Below are 17,503 nucleotides of genomic sequence, written 5' to 3'. Positions count from 1 at the left end.
GGAGGGGTGTGACGATGCAGCAGCGCCGCACACCGGGTGGCCAGCGCCCCGCCCGTCGGCCGGGTCAGGCCGGCCGGGCGGGCGGTGCCCGGGTCCGGTCCACGGCCCGTGACGGCGGCGTCCGCGCCGAGCAGCGGGCCGCCGGCCGGTCACCCGGCACGTCCCGCGCCACCGACGGCGTACGCTCCGCGAGCCGCCCGGCCGCGGCCCGGCGTACCGCGGCCGGTGGCGCGGTCAAGCGGCTCACCGCACCCCAACCCCGGCGCTTCACCGGGCGCGCCACCGTGCTGTTCGCCGTGCTGATCGCGCTCGCTTTGGCATACACCTATCCGGTCCGGGTCTATCTGGACCAGCAGGCCGACATCGAGCGGATGGAAGCCGCGCAGGCCGCGCAGCGGGCCGAGATCGAGCGGCTCACCGCCGAGGCGGCCAAGTGGAAGGACCCGGAGTACGTCAAGACGCAGGCCCGGGAGCGCTTCTTCATGGGCAAGCCCGGCGAGACGCTGCTGGTGGTGCTCTCCGACCCGGACGGCGCCGCCAAGGACGCCGGCAAGGGCGCGAAGGCGGGGGCGCCGAAGCCGCCCGACCCCTGGTACGACACCCTGTGGTCGAGCCTGCAGGCGGCCAACGCCGAGCGCCCCGACAAGTGAGCACCACACGAGAGGTCCTGTTGTGAGCGTCGAACCACCGCTGGAGCCGGCGGCGGACTCCGTACCCCTGCCGGAACGTCAGCCGGCCACCGAGGCCGACCTGGCCGCGGTGGCCGCGCAGCTCGGCCGCCCGCCCCGCGGCACCCGGGCGGTGGCCCACCGCTGCCCGTGCGGCCTGCCCGACGTGGTCGAGACGACGCCCCGGCTGGCCGACGGCACGCCCTTCCCGACGCTGTTCTACCTGACCTGCCCGCGGGCCACGGCGGCGTGCAGCCGGCTGGAGTCGGCCGGGCTGATGAAGGAGATGGCCGACCGGTTGGCCGAGGACCCGGAGCTGGCCGCGCGGTACCGGGCCGCGCACGAGGACTACCTGGCCCGCCGGGAGGCGATCGGTGAGGTGCCGGAGATCGCCGGCATCTCGGCCGGCGGCATGCCGGGACGGGTGAAGTGCCTGCACGTGCACCTGGGCCACGCGCTCGGCGCCGGCCCGGGGGTGAACCCGTTCGGCGACGAGACGCTGGCGCTGGTGGAGAAGTGGTGGGCCGCCGGCCCCTGCGTGGACGTGCCCACGGCGGAGTGAGGTGAGCACCGTCGACGAGGTCGTGGTCCGCCGGGCCCGCACCGGTGACGTACGCGGGATCCGCCGGCTGGTCGACACCTACACCGACGACCGGCGGCTGCTCAGCAAGGCCACCGTGACGCTCTACGAGGACGTGCAGGAGTTCCGGGTGGCGGTCACCGGAGACGGCACGGTGGTCGGGTGCGGCGCGCTGCACGTGATGTGGGAGGACCTGGCGGAGATCCGCACGGTGGCGGTCGACCCGTCCTGCCGGGGTCACCGGATCGGGCACCGGATCGTCGGCGAGCTGATCGACGCGGCGCGGGAGATCGGGGTCGCGCGGATCTTCGTGCTCACGTTCGAGACCGGCTTCTTCGGCAGCTTCGGGTTCCGCGAGATCGACGGCGCGCCGGTCCCGCAGCCGGTCTACGAGCAGTTGCTCCGCTCCTACGACGAGGGCGTGGCGGAGTTTCTCGACCTGGAGCGGGTCAAGCCCAACACCCTGGGCAACAGCCGCATGCTCCTCCGCCTCTGACCGGGGCCGGGCTGCCGTAGGGTGGCAGCCGTGAGCGCGCGCGTGGCTGCCATCGACTGTGGGACCAACTCGATCCGACTGCTGGTCGCGGACCTGCCGGATCCGTCCGCGGGGGAGTCGGCGCCGCTGGTGGACGTGAGCCGGCGGATGGAGATCGTCCGGCTGGGGCAGGGGGTCGACCGCACCGGCCGGCTCGCGCCGGAGGCGATCGAGCGGACCCGGGTGGCGCTGGCCGACTACGCGGCCGAGATCGAGAAGCTCGGCGCCGACCGGGTGCGGATGTGCGCCACCTCGGCCTCACGCGACGCCTCCAACGCCGGCGACTTCCGCGACATGGTGGAGCGCACCCTCGGCGTGCCGCCGGAGGTGGTGACCGGCGACGAGGAGGCCCGGCTGTCGTTCACCGGCGCGGTCCGTGGCCTGCCCGCCGACGCCGAACCGCCGTACCTGGTGGTCGACATCGGCGGCGGCTCGACCGAGTTCGTCGTCGGCACCCGCACCGAGGGTGTGCGCGGCGCGATCTCGGTGGACATCGGCTGCGTCCGGATGACCGAACGGCACCTGCACGGCGACCCGCCGACCCCGGCGCAGATCGCCGCCGCCGAGGCGGACGTCGCGGCGGCGGTGGACCGGGCGCTGGCCGCCGTGCCCGGCCGGGAGGCCGCCACGCTGGTCGGGCTCGCCGGCTCGGTCACCACAGTGGTGGCCCTGGCCGAAGGGCTCCGGGAGTACGACCCGGGCCGGATCCACCACGCCCGCGTCCCCTACGAGCGGGTGGCCTCGGTGACCGCCTACCTGCTCGGCGCGACCCGGGAACAGCGGCTGGCCGAGCCGGTGATGCATCCCGGCCGGGCCGACGTGATCGGCGCCGGCGCGCTGGTGCTCCGCGTGATCATGGAGCGGGCCGGGATGCCCTCCGTCGTCGCCTCCGAGCACGACATCCTCGACGGCATCGCCTGGAGCCTCGCCTAACTCCCACCCCGCCGCATCGACCGTTGCCGGCGGGGTGTCTTGTTGACGGTATTCCGTAATGCGCACTAGTGTGCGGAGCGTGGATACGACGCAGCTCCTCAAGGGTGTCCTCGACCTCGCGGTGCTCGCCGTGCTCAAGGACGAGGACGGGTACGGCTACGACATCCTGCGCCGGCTGCGCGAGGCGGGCCTGACCGAGGTCGGCGACGCCTCGGTCTACGGCACGCTGCGTCGGCTCTTCGCGGCCGGCCTGCTGACCACGTACGTGGTGCCGAGCGAGTCCGGACCGCACCGCAAGTACTACTCGTTGAACGCCTCGGGGCGGGACCAGCTCACCCGCTCCGGCAAGACCTGGCGCTCGTTCGCCACCACCATGGACGCACTGCTCGACGATCGGGGGATGGCGGCATGACCGTCACTGGGCAGGAGATCACGGACTACGTCGACCGGGTGCGGGCCGCGCTCGCCGACCTGCCGCCGGTTCGGCGGGACGAGTTGACCGAGGACCTCGCGGAGCACCTGGCCGAGGTCGCCGCCGAGGGCGAGGGCGCCCTGGTCGACCGGCTGGGCCCGCCGGAGGCGTACGCGGCCGAGCTGCGGAGCGCGGCCGGAGCGGAGCCCGGACGGCGTCCCGCGCGGCTGCGCCGGCTGGCCGCCGCGCGGGACCGGGCGACCACCCAGGTGCGCCTGCTCGACCGTCAACTCGGTCCCCTGGTCGGGCACGCCCGGGTGGTGGACTTCCTCCGCTCGCTGCGCCCGGCCTGGTGGCTGCTGCGGGGTTGGCTGGCCGCGCTGCTCATCGGCGAGATGACGGGGAGTGACCGGGCCGGTCTGCTGCCCCGGATCGAGGGCAGTACGCTGGGCGGCCTCGTGCTGCTCGCCGGCGCGATGCTCGCGTCGTTGTGGCTCGGCCGCCGATCCGGCGAGTTCACCGGGTGGCCCCGACGGCTGCACCTGGTCGGCACCGCCGTGCTCGCCGTCTTCGCCCTCGTCGTGTTCACCGACGTGCAGGAGCGGGCCGGCGTCGACCCGGACGCCGACTACCAGCAGGTCTCGGTGGACCGGCGGTACGACCGGATCGAGGACGTCTTCGTCTACGACCAGCAGGGGCGCCTGATCCGCGACGCGCAGCTCTTCGACCAGAACGGCGTGCCGATCCGGCTCGGCTGGCCGAACTGCCTGGACTCGTCCGGCGCCGTGCCGGCGCCGCGCAACGCCTACCCGTACTGCCCGGAACTGGCACCGTTCGGGCCGCCGGAAGCGCCGTCACCCGCCCCGCCCGCGCCGACCGAGAGCGCCACGCCCGCGCCGACCGAGAGCGCCACGCCCGCGCCGACGCCGACGCGCTGAGTCCGGCCGCGCCGGTCGGTCCGGTCCCGGCACCCACGATCCACGCCTGTCGAGCTGAGTCGCTGACGACATCAGCTCGACAGGCGTCTCGACGCACGCACGCCGCCGCGGAAGGTGCTCCCGCCCGGCGGGTCGACAGGAGGTGAATGCCACTGTTCTTCCGTCTTCCCCGGGCCGGTGACCGCGTGGCACGCTACCGGCACGTAACACCCAACTGTGCGACCAGCCAACGATGACTGACCGCTAGGAGGACGGGCCCATGGGCGAGATGGTGAGCTTCACCGGCAACGGGGGGACGAGCGAGGGGTATCTCGCGATACCCTCCGGCGGTGCGGCGAGCCCGGCGGTCATCGTCATCCAGGACTGGTGGGGTCTGGTGCCCCACGTGCGGGCCGTGGTCGACCGCTTCGCCGACGCCGGTTTCGTCGCCCTCGCGCCCGACTTCCGGCACGGCGGCCCGGCCAGCAAGCCGACCGAGCCGCGGCAGATGCTGAACAGCACCCAGATGGACGAGGCGGCGAGCGACATCGCGGCCGCCGCCGAATACCTGGCGAGCCGGCCCGAGGTCGCCGGCAAGGTGGGCTGCGCCGGCTTCTGCGCGGGCGCCAGCCTGGCCCTGTGGTCCGGCACCTTCTCCGAGCGCATCGTCGCGACCGCCGGCTTCTACCCCCGCCTGCCCTGGGAGGGCATGGCCACCGACTGGGCCGGCTACGCGGGGAAGGCCTCCCTCATCCACTGCTCCGAGGCCGACGGCCTCTCCGCCGCCGACGGGGTGCAGAGCGTACGCCGGTCCATCGAGGCCGCCGGGGGGACCTGCCAGACGTTCGACTACCCGGGCACCGCGCACGCGTTCTTCAACGAGGACCGGCCGGAGCACTTCGACCAGCGGGCCGCCGCCACCGCCTGGGCCCGCACCCTGGAACTGTTCCGGGCGAAGCTTGGCTGAGTCGCGTACCCCCGGCGAGGTGGTCGCCCGCGCCGCGCGGGCGACCGACCTGACCGACCTCGACGGCGCGGTCAGCGACTGCTTCGCCTGCCCCCGCCTGGTGACGTGGCGGGAGGAGGTGGCCCGGGTCAAGCGGGCCGCGTTCCGCGAACAGGACTACTGGGGACGGCCCGTGCCCGGCTTCGGCCCACCGGACGCGCGCATCGCGATCCTCGGCCTGGCGCCGGCCGCGCACGGCGGCAACCGCACCGGGCGGATCTTCACCGGGGACCGGTCGGGGGACGTGCTCTTCGCCGCGCTGCACCGGGCCGGGCTGGCCAACCAACCGACCAGTGTGTCCGCCGACGACGGCCTCGCGCTCCGTGACACCCGCATCTTCGCCGCCGTGCGGTGCGCCCCACCGGACAACAAGCCCACCCCGGCCGAGCGGGACACGTGCGCGCCGTGGCTGCACCGGGAGGTCGAACTGGTACGCCCCACCGTGCGCGTGGTGGTCGCGCTGGGCGCGTTCGCCTGGGCCGCGTGGTGGCCGGTGCTGCGGCACGTGTACAGGCAGCGCCCGCCCACACCGCGCCCGGCGTTCGGCCATGGGGCACACTGGTCCGGCGAGTCGGTGCCGACGTTGCTCGGCTGCTATCACGTCAGCCAGCAGAACACGTTCACCGGCCGGCTCACGCCGGCGATGCTCGACGACGTGTTCACCCGGGCGAAGCACCTGGCCGGGGTGGACTGAGGAACACCTGAGGCGGTGGGATGGACTTCGGCGTACTGCGCCGGTGGTGGCCGGTCGCGGCGGTGACGGCGCTGCTCGCGGTCGCCGCGCTCGCCGCCGGGCACTCGGCCATCGGCGCCAGCCGGATCCCGCCCGCCACCGACACCATCCCGTACGTGCCGGAGTACCCCTCGGAGACGCCCTCGTTCCCGGTCGAGCCCCGGCAGGCCGGCGAGCAGACCTCCGGCGGGATACCGGACTGGCTGGTCACCGTCGCCATGGCGCTGCTCGCCGCGGTCGTGCTGGCCGTCGTCGGATACGTGCTCTGGACGGTCGTCGGCGGCGCGCTGCGGCGGACCACCCGCGCGGTGCCCGCGCAACGGGCCCGGCGTACCGCCGCGGGCACCGCCCGCGAGGTGATGGCGGCCCTGGACGCCGGACTGGTCGAACTGGACGACCGGTCCACCGACCCGCGCACCGCCGTGATCGCCTGCTGGGTCCGCCTGGAGGAGGCGGCCGAGGAGGCCGGCGTGCCGCGGCGCACCGGGGACACCCCCACCGACCTGGTCGGTCGGCTGCTGCGCGGTGACCCGGCGGCGGGCATCCCGGCCATCGCCAGCGCCGACGTGCTGGACGGTTTCGCGCACGTCTACCGGGAGGCCCGCTATGCCACCCACCCGGTCGACGAGCGCACCCGGGACCAGGCCCGGGCCGCGTTGCGCCGCCTGCGCGGCGAGCTGACCAGCGTGGTGGCCGGGGAGGTCCCGGCATGAGCACCAGCATCGACGACCTGCTCGCGTTCGGCGACGAACCCGCCGGGGAGGCCGAGCGACCCTCGGGCGGCCGGGCGCGCTGGCTGCTGCGGACCGCCGCGGTGACCGCCGCCGTCGTGGCGGTGGTCATGGTCGCGTTGAGCGCCGTCGGCCTGCGGGTGCCGATCTGGATCATCGTCGCGGGGGTGCTCGCCGTGCTCGCCGTGCGCCGGGTCACCGCCGCGCTCTCGCCCCCGCCCCCGCCCCGCGCCGGCGTCCGGACCGCCGTCGGGGAGGAACCGGGCACCTGGAACTGGTCCTCGCGGGACGCGTTGCGTACCGCGATCAACGGGTGGGAGCGTCCGTTGGACTGGTGCGGCGGCAACCGCGAGCGGTTCACCGAGCGGGTACTGCCCCGCCTGGGCGAGCTGGCCGACGAGCGGCTGCGCCAGCGGCACGGGGTGACCCGCGAGTCCGACCCGGCGCGGGCCCGCGCGCTGCTGGGCGAGCAGCTCTGGACGTTCCTCGGCACCCCCGCCCGCCGCCCACCGTCGCCGCGCGACCTCGCGGCGATCGTCGCCGAACTGGAGAAGATCTGATGAACGACGTGGACCGGAGCATGCCCCCCGCCGAGGTGGGCCGGCTCGCCCGGGCCGTCCTGGACGCCGTCGGCACCGTCGTGGTGGGCAAGCGCGAGGCGCTGGAACTGGTCCTGGCCGGCATCCTCGCCGGCGGTCACGTGCTGCTGGAGGACCTGCCCGGCCTGGGCAAGACCCTCACCGCGCGGTCCTTCGCGCAGGCGCTCGGGCTGGACTTCCGCCGGCTCCAGTTCACTCCGGACCTGCTGCCCGCCGACGTCACCGGCTCCTTCCTCTACGACCAGCGCACCGGTGACTTCTCCTTCCGCGCCGGGCCGGTCTTCACCAACCTGCTGCTCGCCGACGAGATCAACCGGACGCCGCCGAAGACCCAGTCGGCGCTGCTGGAGGCGATGCAGGAGAAGCAGGTGTCGGTGGAGGGCGTGACCTACCGGCTGGACGAGCCGTTCCACGTGCTGGCCACCGCCAACCCGATCGAGTACGAGGGCACCTACCCGCTGCCCGAGGCGCAGCTCGACCGGTTCCTGCTGCGGGTCTCGTTCGGCTACCCGAACCACGACGAGGAGTGGGAGGTGCTGCGCCGGCGGGTCGCCCGCCGCCGCGAGGAGGCCGAGATCACCCCGGTGGTGGACGCCGGCACGCTGCGCGCCATGCAGGCCGCGCTGGAGGACGTGGTCGTCGAGGACTCGGTCGGCCGGTACATCGTGGCGCTCACCTCGGCCACCCGGGACCACCCGTCGGTGCTGGTCGGCGCGTCCCCGCGCGGATCGCTGGCGCTGCTGCTGCTGTCCCGGGTGCGGGCGGTGCTGGCGAACCGGGACTACGTGGTGCCGGAGGACGTGAAGGCGGTGGCGGCGCCCGCGCTGGCGCACCGGATCACGCTGCGGCCGGAGATGTGGCTGCGCCGGGTCGATCCGTCCTTCGTGGTCGGTGAGGTGCTGGAGTCGACGCCGGCCCCGGCCAGCGGCGCGCTGCCCAGCTACGCCGCCGGGCGCTGATGGACGCCCGGGCCGAGCCGGCGAGCGGTTGGGCGCCCACCTGGGCGCTCGGCCGGGCCGTGCTGCTCACCGGCGTCCTGCTCGTCGCCGGTGTGCTGCTCGGCCGGATCGACCTGGTGGTGCTGGCCACGCCGTTCGCGCTGGGCACCGCGTACGCGCTGCGCCGCCGCCCGGCCGCGCAGCCGGAGCTGGAGCTGGGCGTCGGGGACACCCACCTGGTCGAGGGCGGGCCGATGGCCGCCACCGTGTCGGTCACCAATCCCGACCTGGTCGGCTACGACATCGCGGTGGTGCGTACCCGGATGTCCCGGTGGCTGCGGGTGGAGCAGGTCGGCTTCGGCGGCGCCGGGCTGGACGTGCGCGACTCCGGCGGCGCGGGCCGTCCGTTCGTCACCTCGGTGCCCCGGGGCAGCGCGGTCGACCTGGAACTGACCGGCACCGCGCTGCGCTGGGGTCGGCACCCGATCGGCCCGGCCGGGGTGCGGGTCGCCGCCGCCGACGGGCTGCTGGTGTCCCGCGCGGTGATCACCGACCCGATCCGGGCCCGGGTCTATCCGCGGACCGAGCCGTTCGACGCGGTCGAGGCGATGCCCCGGGCCGCCGGGCTGGTCGGCGGGCACCGGTCGCGGCGCCCGGGGGAGGGCGGCGAGTTGGCCGGCGTACGGGTCTTCGCGCCCGGTGACCGGCTGCGCCGGGTCGACTGGCGGGTGTCCCTGCGCGCCCGTCAGCTGCACGTCGCGGCCACCCTCTCCGACCGGGACGCCGAAGTGGTGGTGCTGCTGGACGTGCTGGCCGAGGCGGGCCGTTCCGGTGGGGTGGGCGGCGCGGCGTCGGTGCTCGACACCACGGTCCGGGCCGCGGCCGCGATCGCCGAGCACTACCTGCACCGGGGCGACCGGGTGGCGCTGCTGGAGTACGGCCCGACGGCCCGGCGGCTGCGCCCGGCGACCGGTCGGCGGCAGTACCTGACCGCGCTGGAGTGGCTGCTCGACGTGCACGCCGAGTCGTCCCCGCACGAGCCGTACGACCAGGTCTTCGGCCCGCAGGTGCTCTCCTCGGACGCGCTGGTGGTGGTGCTCACCCCGCTGCTCGACGAGCGGTCGGCCCAGATGCTCGCCCGGCTGGCCCGGGGCGGGCGGTTCGTGGTGGCGGTGGACACGCTGCCGACCGAGCTGCCGGTGCCCAAGGAGCGTGGGTGGGCCGAGGTGGCGTACCGGCTGTGGCGGCTGGACCGGGACACGATGATCGGCCAGCTCCGCGAGCACGGGGTGCCGGTGGTGCGGTGGGCCGGCGCCGGCAGCCTGGACGAGGTACTGCGGGACGTGGCCCGGCTGGCCACCGCACCGAGGGCAGGTTTCTCATGACCGACGCGCTGGTCGAGCGGGTGCGGGCGGTGCGGTACGCCGCCGCCCGGGTCAGCCCGCTGCCGCTGCTGGTGCGTGGCGGCATCTTCCTCGTCGTGCTGGCCGGCTTCCTGCTCGCGTACCCGGTGCAGGCCCTGACCCCGCGGTCGCTGCTGGCGCTGACCATCGCCGCGGTGCTGCCGGCGGTCGGGCCGAGGCGGGTCTGGCCGACGTTCACCGCGCTGGTGACGGTCGCCGGCTGGCTGCTGGCCACGCTCGGCTTCGACCGGCCGCCGGCGCTGTGGCGGTTGCTGGCGGTCGCCACGCTGCTCTACCTGGCGCACACGCTCTGTGCGCTCGCCGCGCTGCTGCCCTACGACGGGTTGATCGACCCGGACCTGGTGCTGCGGTGGCTGGCCCGGGCCGGCGGCGTGGTGCTGGCCAGCGCCGTGGTCGGCATCGTGCTGGCCTGGCTCGGCGGGGTCGGCGGGTCCGCGGGCTCGCAGGTGGCGACGGTGGTGGGGCTGCTGGTCGCGGTGGGGCTGAGCGCGCTGCTGGGGTGGCTGCTGCGTCGCAGATGACGGGACACCCCGGGACGTTGCGCAGGTCACACGGGTTGTGCTCCGTCACAGATGGGGGTCTCGCGCGGGATTACCGGAGCCCCCCGGGGAAAGATAGATGACGTGAATCCGAAGCGGATCCTTGTCGTGGGTGCCGGGCACGTGGGCCTGTACGCCGCTCTGCGCCTGTCCAAGAAGCTGAGCTCCCGTGAGGCCGAGGTCGTCGTCGTCGACCCCCAGCCGCACATGACGTACCAGCCGTTCCTCCCGGAGGCTTCGGCGGGCAACATCTCCCCGCGGCACGCCGTGGTGCCGTTGCGGCGGGAGTTGCGCAAGTGCACCGTGGTGGCCGGCACGGTCACCCGGATCGACCACGACCGGATGACCGCCGTGGTGCAGCCGATCAGCGGCCCGGCCCGGGAGATCCCGTACGACCACGTGGTGGTCGCCCCCGGCTCGGTGTCCCGCACCCTGCCGATCCCCGGCCTGCACGAGAACGGCATCGGGTTCAAGACCATCGGTGAGGCCATCTTCCTGCGCAACCACGTGCTGGACCGGCTCGACGTGGCGGCCGCCACGACCGACCCGGCGGTCCGCAGCCGCGCGTTGACGTTCACCTTCGTGGGCGGTGGCTACGCCGGCATCGAGGCGCTCGCCGAGATGGAGGACATGGCCCGCGACGCGCTGCGCTACTACCCGGAGCTGAAGCCCGAGGAGATGCGCTGGGTGCTGGTCGAGGCCACCAACCGGGTGCTGCCCGAGGTCGACCGGGACATGGGCGCCTACACGGTGCAGCAGCTGCTGAAGCGCAACATGGACATCCGGCTGGACACCCGGCTGGAGTCGTGCGTCGACGGCATCGTGAAGCTCTCCGACGGCGACAGCTTCCCGTCCGACACCATCGTCTGGACGGCCGGCGTGAAGCCGTCGCCGATGCTGGACGCGACCGACTTCCCGCGCGACGAGCGGCGCCGGATCACCTGCCGGCCGACGCTGCAGGTGGTGGACGGCGACCGGGTGGTCGAGGGCGCGTGGAGCGCCGGCGACTGCGCCGCGGTGCCGGACCTGACCAAGGAGCCGGGCAACTTCTGCTCGCCGAGCGCGCAGCACGCGGTGCGGCAGGCCGCCCGGATGGCCGACAACATCGCGAACGTGATCCGCGGGCGCGAGCCGGTCGACTACAAGCACAAGCACGCCGGCAGCGTGGCCAGCCTCGGCCTGCACAAGGGCGTGGCGCAGGTCTACGGCGTGAAGATGACCGGTTGGCCGGCGTGGTTCATGCACCGGACGTACCACATGTCGCGGATCCCCTCGTTCAACCGCAAGGTCCGCGTGGTGGTCGACTGGTCGCTGGCGTTCTTCCTCAAGCGTGAGGTGGTCGCGCTGGGCCAGCTGCACGACCCGCGTGAGGAGTTCGCCGAGGCGTCCGCCCCGCCGGTCGGCGCGGCGCGCGTCTGATCGAACGGAAAGGGCCCTTCCCGTACGGGAGGGGCCCTTCGCCGTGTCCGGGGTCAGAACCGCCAGGTCCACGCGTCGGCGATCCGGGTGCCGGGGCCGAAGAGCTGCTCCAGGGTGCGGCGCAGCAGTTCCGCGTGCGGCGCGTCGTCGGTCACCGCGACGCAGGTCGCGCCCCAGGACTCGACGTCCCGGGCGGCCTGCCGGCGTTGCCGGTCACCGACCGCCGGAGCCACGCCGCGCCGGGCCACCTCGGCCAGCAGGGCCGAGGTGGGCCGCTGCCAGGTGCCCATGGTGGCCGTGCCGCCCTCGCCGTACGGGCCGATGAAGAAGCCCTCCGGCATGCCGAAGGCGACGTCGGCGGCGGTGGCCCAGCGCATCGGCCACGGGTCCTTCGGGGTGGCCGTGGGCACCGGCACCAGCACCCCGCCGGGGCGGACGCACTGCCGCCAGTGGCCGCCGGTGACGAACTCGGGCAGCGCCGGCCGGTCGACCGTGGGCAAGGGGGTGGGGAAGACGCTGAGCAGGGCGGCGCCGACCGCGACCGGGACCAGTCGGCGGGCGGGGCCGGAGTCGTGTCGGGCCCGGTGCACGGCGAGCGTGAGCAGGGTGCCGACCAGCGGCAGCACCACCAGCGCGAAGCGCATCGGCAGCGCGCCGTCCACCACCGGCAGGCCGGCCAGCAGCGCGTACGGGCCGGGCACGCCGGTTCGCTCCCCGCCGACCACGACCTCCGGGCCGAGCGCGAGCGCGGCCGCCACCAGCCCCGCGGCCACCACGGCGACCACCAGCGCGCGGCGGCCCATCCAGACCGCGCAGCCGATGGTGACCAGCAGCAGCGGCCAGCCCAGGAACGTGGTGAACTCCGCCGGCCCGGTGGTCAGCCGGGCCGCCTCCGGGCTGCCGAACACCGTCAGCGCGGAGAGCCGGGTCCAGCCGGTGAGGTCGGCGGAGAAGTAGGCCGCGGGGAACATCCCGTCCGCGACGCCCTGCGGCCCGGCGAACTGCACCCAGAGCGGGTACGCCAGCACCACCAGCGCCAGCCCGCCGGCGCAGAGCAGACCGCCGGCGAAGGTGGGCAGCGCCCGCCGGAGCAGGTCCCGGTCGGCCATCCCGTACGCCACGGCCATGACCGCCAGGGTGAGCGCGGTGAGGAAGAGCACCTCCTCGCCGACGAAGACCTGGACGGTGGCCACGACGGCCAGCCCGACCGCGGAGGAGGCCGCCCGCCGCCGGTCCGGCCCGTCCGGGCGCCCGGCCGGATCGGCGGCGCGCAGCAGCCGGACCACCAGCCAGACCAGCACCGGGACCAGCCACTGCGCGGTCATGTGCAGGTGGCCGTTGCTCTGCGAGACCATGCCCGGGCCGAAGCCGCAGACGGCGGCGCCGAGCGCGGCGGCGAGCGGGCCGGCCCGCAGCGTGCGGGTGAGCAGCAGGTGCCAGGCGAACGCGGTGCCGGCCATGTTCCCGGCGACCAGCAGGGCGAACGTGACCGGCGCGCCGAACGCCGCGGTGACCGGGGCGAGCAGCACACCGAGCGCGACGACCGAGGTGTTGGCCATCAGGTTCACCCCGTCCGGCGCGTTCAACCGGTCGGTGACCAGGCTGAACTCGCCGCGCAGGGCGCGCGCGTCGAGCGCCAGGAACCACTCGTACAGGGTCTGGTCGGCCGGGTTGAGGGCGAGCATCCGGGTGCCGGGCGACGGCCACAGGCCGTGGGTGAGCCAGCCGGCGAGCGCCACGAACAGGAACCCGACGACCAGGTCCGCCCGGCGCCGCCGGACGGCGGCCCGTAGCCGGGTCGCCCGGCCCGCGCCGGCCGGCGCGGGGTGGACCGCCTGGTCACGGTCGGGCCCGGGGGCCGTGCGGGCGGCGCTGCTCACGGCGTCGACCATATCGGCCGGGCCCGCCGGGGTACGCCGGGCGGCGGCGCAGCCGCTACGGTGAGATCTGCACCCGCGCGTGTCGGCGCGCCGGTGTCACCCGCCCGGGTGGTGGAACGGCAGACACGGCCGCCTTAAAAGCGGCTGCCGCAAGGCGTGCGGGTTCGACCCCCGCCCCGGGCACGAACTCTCAGCTTTCCCACAGCTTGGCGCGACGTGCCGTGTTGTCGGCCCGTCTACCCTGGAGACGCACGTCTACGTGCGATCGACCTCTGAGGGAGGCCTGAGAAGTGAAGACCTCGAACCCGGTGCTCGCCCGGCTCGGCCAGGCGGCCGAGCGTGAGCGGGCGGCCGGGTACGCCCAGCCCGGGCCGTACGGTCAGCCCGGATACCCCCAGCAGTACCCGCCGCAGCAGCCCTACCCGGGCGGCTACGGCCAGCCGGTGGCCCCGCCCGCCGTGACCCCGATGACCCTCGACGACGTCGTCGTCAAGACGGTCCTCATGCTCGCCCTCCTCGGGGCCTCGGCCGCCGCGGCCTGGGTGCTCGTGCCGGACGCGCTGGTCGGCGTGGCCTGGATCGGCGCGGCCGTGGTCGGCCTGGTGCTCGGTCTGATCATCTCGTTCTCCCGGATGGCCAACCCGGCGCTCGTGGTGGCGTACTCGATCATCGAGGGCGTCTTCGTCGGCATGGTCAGCAAGGCCTTCGAGACGCTCTACGACGGCATCGTGCTCCAGGCCGTGGTCGCCACCTTCGGCGTCTTCTTCCTGATGGCGATGATCTACAAGGCGCGGATCATCCGGGCCACCCCGAAGTTCGCCCGGATCATGGTGGCGGTGATCGCCGGCCTGTTCGGCGTGATGCTGGTCAACCTGGTGCTGTCGCTGTTCGGCGTCAACACGCACCTGCGCGACGGCAGCCCGCTGGCCATCGGCTTCAGCCTGGTCTGCATCGTGGTGGCGTCGCTGAGCTTCGTGCTCAACTTCGCCGACATCGAGGAGGGGGTCCGGATGGGCCTCCCGCAGCGCTACGCGTGGACCGCCGCGTTCGGCATCGTGGTCGGCCTGGTCTGGCTCTACATCGAGATCCTGCGGCTGCTCAGCTACTTCCAGGGCGACGACTGACCGTCCCGCCCGTCCCGCGACGCCCGCCTGCCGCTCCCGCGGCGGCGGGCGTCGCCGTTTTCCCGTCCCCACCGGCCCGCCCGGGGCAGAGTGGGATCCGGGTACGTCGGCGGGAGGAGGCCACGGTGCGCAGTGCCAACCCGGTGCTCGACCGGCTGGACGACGTCGGTCGCACCGAGCGGCAGGTGCTCGGCGTCGAGGCCGGCGACGCGATGACCGTGGCCGACGTGGTCGCCCGGACGGTGGGCCTGCTGCTGCTCACCGGGGTCACCGCGGCGGTGGCCTGGTTCGTGGTGCCGCAGGCCGCGTGGATCTCGGCGGCGCTGGCCGGCAGCGCCCTGGCCAGCCTCGCCCTGGTGCTGGTCATCTCGCTCAAGCAGATCACCAACCCGCCGCTCATCGTCGGGTACGCGGTGCTCCAGGGACTGCTGCTCGGAGTGGCGAGCCGGGCGTTCGAGCTGGTCTACCCGGGCATCGTGGCGCAGGCCGTGGTCGGTACCTTCGGCGTCTTCCTCGGCATGGCCCTGCTCTACCGGGCCCGGCTGATCCGGGCCACCCCACGGCTGGCCCGGCTGGTCATCGGCACGCTCGTCGGGATCGTGGCGCTCGGCCTGGTCAACCTGCTCGCGTACCTGTTCACCGGGCGGCAGGGGGTGGCGGTCTACAGCCTCAGCGGCCAGGTGGGCTGGTTGCCGTACGTCTTCTCCGTGGTGGCGATCATCGCCGGTGCGCTCGGCTTCGTCCTCGACTTCGACCTGGTGGAACGGTCCGTCCGCAACCGGCTGCCCCGCCGCTACGCCTGGTACTGCGCGTTCGGGCTGCTGGTCGGCCTGATCTTCCTGTACTGGCAGATCCTCCGCCTGCTCAGCTACGTGCGCCGCTGACCGTAAACTGTGCGGCGATGAGCGCAGCGGAACTGGACCGGGCGGTGACCCTGCTGGTCCGACAGGTCGGGCACTGGCAGCAGCCGCGCTGGTCGGCGCCGGCCGAGGGGGGCAACGTGTCCCGGGCCGACCTGGTGCACAAGCTGGTCCAGGAGATCGCCAACCTGGCCGCCGACACCGCCGGCGAGCCGCGCCGCGACGTGCCCCGGCTGCCCAGCGACCTGGCCCTGCCCGACCAGCTCCGGGTGGTCGCCGCCGACCTGGCCCTGGCCGGCCCACCGGAGCCCGTGCTGGCCGACGCCGCCGCCGCGGTGACCCGCACCCGCGCCACACTCTGATCGCCGTTGCGGGTGACCCGGCGCGCTTGCCGGACGGTCGCGGGTCAGTGCCTTTCGAGCTGATATCAGAAACGAATCAGCGCGGGCTGCGCCCTTGGCGGGAACACGCTTTGCGCCGCGGTGGGCGCACGCTTCGCGAGGTGGGCGCACGACTCTCGCGCGGTGGGCGCACCCGTCGCGCCCCGGCGGGAACACGCGTCGCGCCGCGGTGGGCGTACGAGTCGCGCGCGGTGGACCGCGCGACGTCGGGACCGCGGTCGAACCGAGTCGTTTCCGATATCAGCTCGAAAGGCACCGAGAAGCGGTAGCGCCGCCTCCCGCGCCGGCTCTGCACCGGCCCCGGTCATCCCCGCAGCCAGCGGCGGACCTTGCGCCGTCGGGCCCGGTCCCGCGCCCGGATCACCGCCGGCCGGTCGTGCCCGGCGGCCTCGGCCTGCCGGGCGTGCAGGAGGCCGTAGGTGAAGGTGTTCTCGCCCTCGGCGTACGCCTGGAGGGCCTGCCGCCGCAGCACCTCCCGGGTCACCACCGAGTCCTGGTGCGTGCCGAGCAGGTCCTGGAGCGCCTTGAGCCGCTTGACCAGCCGGGCGGCCGGCCTGCCCACGGCGGGCTCGCGGACCTCGACCGCGTACCGGGCCGCCTTGTACTTCTTGCGCGCCTCGTGCAGCGCGAGGTCCCCGGCCGGCCCGGCGACGGCCGACGCCGCGTCCAGCCGGTCGTCGGCGCGGCGCAGGGCGCGGCGGATCCGACGGTCCACCCAGCGGCGGTCGACCTCGGCGGCCGGGGCCTCGACCAGCTGGTCCAGCCGGGCCAGCAGCTCGGGGTAACGGTCGGAGTCCAGGGCCGTCCGCAGCGCGGTGGTCGACCGGGCCAGGTCGGCGGCGAAGCGCTCGCCGACGCGCGCGGCGACCGGGCCGAGCACCAGCTCGTCCGGCAGCTCGTGCACCGCCGTGTCGAGCCGGGCGGCCATCACCTGGACGTCGCGTACCCGGCCCAGCTCACCGCCGAGCCAGCGCAGCTCGGCGCGGACCGCCTCGCTCTCCCGCCGGTCCCAGAGGCCGCGGAACGTGCGCAGCGTGGCCCGCAACCGGCGGACCGCCACCCGCATGTCGTGGACCGCGTCCTCGTCGCCCTGGTACGCCGCCGCGTGGTTGCCGACCAACGCGTCCCGCTGCTCCCGGGCGTACCCGAGGACCGGTCCGGCCGCGCCCTCGGGCGCGCGGTCGTCGAAGCGGGCGAGCCGCGCGGCGACGGCGCGGTGGGACTTGCTGACCGGCACCTCCCGGGCGCCGGCCGCGCGCAACCGTTCCGCCACCGCGTCGAGCAGCCCGTCGTCGCCGTCGACCAGCTCGACCTCGATCTCGTGCCAGGTCTGCGTGGTGCCGTCCACCAGGTCCTCGGACCGGACGTCGTCCTCGGCCACCTCGGCCAGCACCCGACCGTCCGCGTCCCGCAGCCGCCGCTCCCGACGGTGGTTCACGACCCGGGCGGCCGGGGCGACCGGCCGGCCCCGGGACGCGCCCCGGATCAGCGCGACCAGCTCGGCGGGCGGCCCGGCGTCGGACTCCCCGGCCGGGAACTGGTGTTCGACGCGGGCGCCGCCGACCGCGCCCACCTTGAGGTGCCAGCCGGCGTCGTGCCCGCCGGTACGCCGTCGCAGCGCGTGCCCGCTGCGCAGCAGCCGCAGGTCGTCGGTGTCCCAGTAGACCGCGTCCAGATCCGAGACGGTGGCGTCGGACATGGTCACGACGCCACCGCACCCGGTCAGGTCGGGCAGCCGGAAACCCTCGTCGCCGGAGTACTTGCGCTCGCGTTCCACGACGGTCGCCATGCGGCCTCCCGTACC

The 17,503-nt window shown here is 74.6% G+C and carries 19 protein-coding genes and 1 tRNA gene; 18 read left to right on the top strand and 2 right to left on the bottom strand.

Features of this window, described 5'->3' with window-relative positions:
• Nucleotides 1–14 precede the first annotated feature (14 nt).
• The 14 genes from GA0070622_RS28875 to GA0070622_RS28810 all read left to right on the top strand — a co-directional run bounded on the left by GA0070622_RS28875 (nt 15) and on the right by GA0070622_RS28810 (nt 11,434).
• On the top strand, nt 15–650 hold the full coding sequence (locus tag GA0070622_RS28875) for an FtsB family cell division protein (RefSeq protein WP_091581996.1): 636 nt from the start codon (nt 15–17) through the stop codon (nt 648–650).
• 22 nt (nt 651–672) lie between these two features.
• Nucleotides 673–1,230 carry a DUF501 domain-containing protein gene (locus GA0070622_RS28870; RefSeq protein ID WP_091581991.1) on the top strand — a complete coding sequence of 186 codons (558 nt, stop codon included), beginning with the start codon at nt 673–675 and terminating at the stop codon, nt 1,228–1,230.
• A gap of 1 nt (nt 1,231) precedes the next feature.
• A complete protein-coding gene (locus tag GA0070622_RS28865) occupies nt 1,232–1,744 on the top strand; it encodes an amino-acid N-acetyltransferase (RefSeq protein ID WP_091581987.1) in 513 nt (170 codons plus the stop codon).
• Nucleotides 1,745–1,786: 42 nt separating this feature from the next.
• Nucleotides 1,787–2,716 carry a Ppx/GppA phosphatase family protein gene (locus GA0070622_RS28860; RefSeq protein WP_091584179.1) on the top strand — a complete coding sequence of 310 codons (930 nt, stop codon included), beginning with the start codon at nt 1,787–1,789 and terminating at the stop codon, nt 2,714–2,716.
• Between the two features lie 79 nt (nt 2,717–2,795).
• On the top strand, nt 2,796–3,128 hold the full coding sequence (locus GA0070622_RS28855; protein WP_091581984.1) for a PadR family transcriptional regulator: 333 nt from the start codon (nt 2,796–2,798) through the stop codon (nt 3,126–3,128).
• Complete coding sequence (locus tag GA0070622_RS28850; protein WP_091581981.1) at nt 3,125–4,066, top strand: HAAS signaling domain-containing protein; 942 nt, start codon at nt 3,125–3,127, stop codon at nt 4,064–4,066. The genes GA0070622_RS28855 and GA0070622_RS28850 overlap by 4 nt, the downstream gene beginning before the upstream one ends.
• A 259-nt stretch (nt 4,067–4,325) precedes the next feature.
• Nucleotides 4,326–5,012, top strand: coding sequence for a dienelactone hydrolase family protein (locus GA0070622_RS28845; RefSeq protein WP_091581978.1), 687 nt, complete (start codon nt 4,326–4,328; stop codon nt 5,010–5,012).
• A 19-nt stretch (nt 5,013–5,031) separates the two neighbouring features.
• Nucleotides 5,032–5,745 carry a uracil-DNA glycosylase gene (locus tag GA0070622_RS28840; protein ID WP_091581974.1) on the top strand — a complete coding sequence of 238 codons (714 nt, stop codon included), beginning with the start codon at nt 5,032–5,034 and terminating at the stop codon, nt 5,743–5,745.
• 20 nt (nt 5,746–5,765) lie between these two features.
• Nucleotides 5,766–6,497, top strand: a complete 732-nt coding sequence (locus tag GA0070622_RS28835; RefSeq protein ID WP_091581972.1) for a DUF4129 domain-containing protein — start codon at nt 5,766–5,768, stop codon at nt 6,495–6,497.
• Nucleotides 6,494–7,075, top strand: coding sequence for a hypothetical protein (locus GA0070622_RS28830; RefSeq protein ID WP_091581968.1), 582 nt, complete (start codon nt 6,494–6,496; stop codon nt 7,073–7,075). The genes GA0070622_RS28835 and GA0070622_RS28830 overlap by 4 nt, the downstream gene beginning before the upstream one ends.
• Nucleotides 7,075–8,073 carry an AAA family ATPase gene (locus tag GA0070622_RS28825; RefSeq protein WP_091581964.1) on the top strand — a complete coding sequence of 333 codons (999 nt, stop codon included), beginning with the start codon at nt 7,075–7,077 and terminating at the stop codon, nt 8,071–8,073. Before GA0070622_RS28830 ends, GA0070622_RS28825 begins: the two co-directional genes overlap by 1 nt.
• Nucleotides 8,073–9,437 (top strand): DUF58 domain-containing protein, encoded by a 1,365-nt coding sequence (locus GA0070622_RS28820; RefSeq protein WP_091581960.1) that lies wholly within the window; start codon nt 8,073–8,075, stop codon nt 9,435–9,437. Before GA0070622_RS28825 ends, GA0070622_RS28820 begins: the two co-directional genes overlap by 1 nt.
• The gene (locus GA0070622_RS28815; protein ID WP_091581956.1) at nt 9,434–9,997 is read left to right on the top strand and encodes a hypothetical protein; all 564 of its coding nucleotides are present in this window, start codon (nt 9,434–9,436) and stop codon (nt 9,995–9,997) included. Before GA0070622_RS28820 ends, GA0070622_RS28815 begins: the two co-directional genes overlap by 4 nt.
• Nucleotides 9,998–10,099: 102 nt before the next feature.
• Nucleotides 10,100–11,434, top strand: coding sequence for an NAD(P)/FAD-dependent oxidoreductase (locus GA0070622_RS28810; protein ID WP_091581952.1), 1,335 nt, complete (start codon nt 10,100–10,102; stop codon nt 11,432–11,434).
• A 53-nt stretch (nt 11,435–11,487) separates the two neighbouring features.
• Here the strand turns inward: GA0070622_RS28810 and GA0070622_RS28805 are convergent, their stop codons facing one another.
• Nucleotides 11,488–13,326, bottom strand: coding sequence for a DUF6311 domain-containing protein (locus GA0070622_RS28805; protein ID WP_091581948.1), 1,839 nt, complete (start codon nt 13,324–13,326; stop codon nt 11,488–11,490).
• A 90-nt stretch (nt 13,327–13,416) separates the two neighbouring features.
• On the opposite strand from GA0070622_RS28805, the gene GA0070622_RS28800 reads away from it, so the two are divergent.
• The 4 genes from GA0070622_RS28800 to GA0070622_RS28785 all read left to right on the top strand — a co-directional run bounded on the left by GA0070622_RS28800 (nt 13,417) and on the right by GA0070622_RS28785 (nt 15,660).
• A tRNA-Leu gene (locus tag GA0070622_RS28800) sits at nt 13,417–13,497 on the top strand.
• 107 nt (nt 13,498–13,604) lie between these two features.
• A complete protein-coding gene (locus GA0070622_RS28795) occupies nt 13,605–14,438 on the top strand; it encodes a Bax inhibitor-1/YccA family protein (protein ID WP_091581944.1) in 834 nt (277 codons plus the stop codon).
• Nucleotides 14,439–14,563: 125 nt separating this feature from the next.
• Nucleotides 14,564–15,322, top strand: coding sequence for a Bax inhibitor-1/YccA family protein (locus GA0070622_RS28790; RefSeq protein ID WP_091581940.1), 759 nt, complete (start codon nt 14,564–14,566; stop codon nt 15,320–15,322).
• Between the two features lie 17 nt (nt 15,323–15,339).
• Nucleotides 15,340–15,660: a hypothetical protein gene (locus GA0070622_RS28785; protein ID WP_091581936.1), complete on the top strand. Its 321-nt coding sequence runs from the start codon at nt 15,340–15,342 to the stop codon at nt 15,658–15,660.
• Nucleotides 15,661–16,003: 343 nt separating this feature from the next.
• Here GA0070622_RS28785 and GA0070622_RS28780 read toward each other — a convergent pair whose 3' ends face one another.
• Nucleotides 16,004–17,488 carry a CYTH and CHAD domain-containing protein gene (locus GA0070622_RS28780; RefSeq protein WP_091581933.1) on the bottom strand — a complete coding sequence of 495 codons (1,485 nt, stop codon included), beginning with the start codon at nt 17,486–17,488 and terminating at the stop codon, nt 16,004–16,006.
• Nucleotides 17,489–17,503: the final 15 nt, after the last annotated feature.

Source organism: Micromonospora sediminicola (assembly GCF_900089585.1).
In the GTDB taxonomy this organism is placed as follows: domain Bacteria; phylum Actinomycetota; class Actinomycetes; order Mycobacteriales; family Micromonosporaceae; genus Micromonospora; species Micromonospora sediminicola.
This window is presented reverse-complemented; position numbering and strand designations above follow the sequence as displayed.

What these genes read in the sequence shown, in the direction of transcription:
- GA0070622_RS28875 (WP_091581996.1), top strand. Translation starts at nt 15, where the DNA reads ATGCAGCAGCGCCGCACACCGGGTGGCCAGCGCCCCGCCCGTCGGCCG.
- GA0070622_RS28850 (WP_091581981.1), top strand. Translation starts at nt 3,125, where the DNA reads ATGACCGTCACTGGGCAGGAGATCACGGACTACGTCGACCGGGTGCGG.
- GA0070622_RS28845 (WP_091581978.1), top strand. Translation starts at nt 4,326, where the DNA reads ATGGGCGAGATGGTGAGCTTCACCGGCAACGGGGGGACGAGCGAGGGG.
- GA0070622_RS28835 (WP_091581972.1), top strand. Translation starts at nt 5,766, where the DNA reads ATGGACTTCGGCGTACTGCGCCGGTGGTGGCCGGTCGCGGCGGTGACG.
- GA0070622_RS28830 (WP_091581968.1), top strand. Translation starts at nt 6,494, where the DNA reads ATGAGCACCAGCATCGACGACCTGCTCGCGTTCGGCGACGAACCCGCC.
- GA0070622_RS28825 (WP_091581964.1), top strand. Translation starts at nt 7,075, where the DNA reads ATGAACGACGTGGACCGGAGCATGCCCCCCGCCGAGGTGGGCCGGCTC.
- GA0070622_RS28820 (WP_091581960.1), top strand. Translation starts at nt 8,073, where the DNA reads ATGGACGCCCGGGCCGAGCCGGCGAGCGGTTGGGCGCCCACCTGGGCG.
- GA0070622_RS28815 (WP_091581956.1), top strand. Translation starts at nt 9,434, where the DNA reads ATGACCGACGCGCTGGTCGAGCGGGTGCGGGCGGTGCGGTACGCCGCC.
- GA0070622_RS28805 (WP_091581948.1), bottom strand. Translation starts at nt 13,326, where the DNA reads ATGGTCGACGCCGTGAGCAGCGCCGCCCGCACGGCCCCCGGGCCCGAC.
- GA0070622_RS28785 (WP_091581936.1), top strand. Translation starts at nt 15,340, where the DNA reads ATGAGCGCAGCGGAACTGGACCGGGCGGTGACCCTGCTGGTCCGACAG.
- GA0070622_RS28780 (WP_091581933.1), bottom strand. Translation starts at nt 17,488, where the DNA reads ATGGCGACCGTCGTGGAACGCGAGCGCAAGTACTCCGGCGACGAGGGT.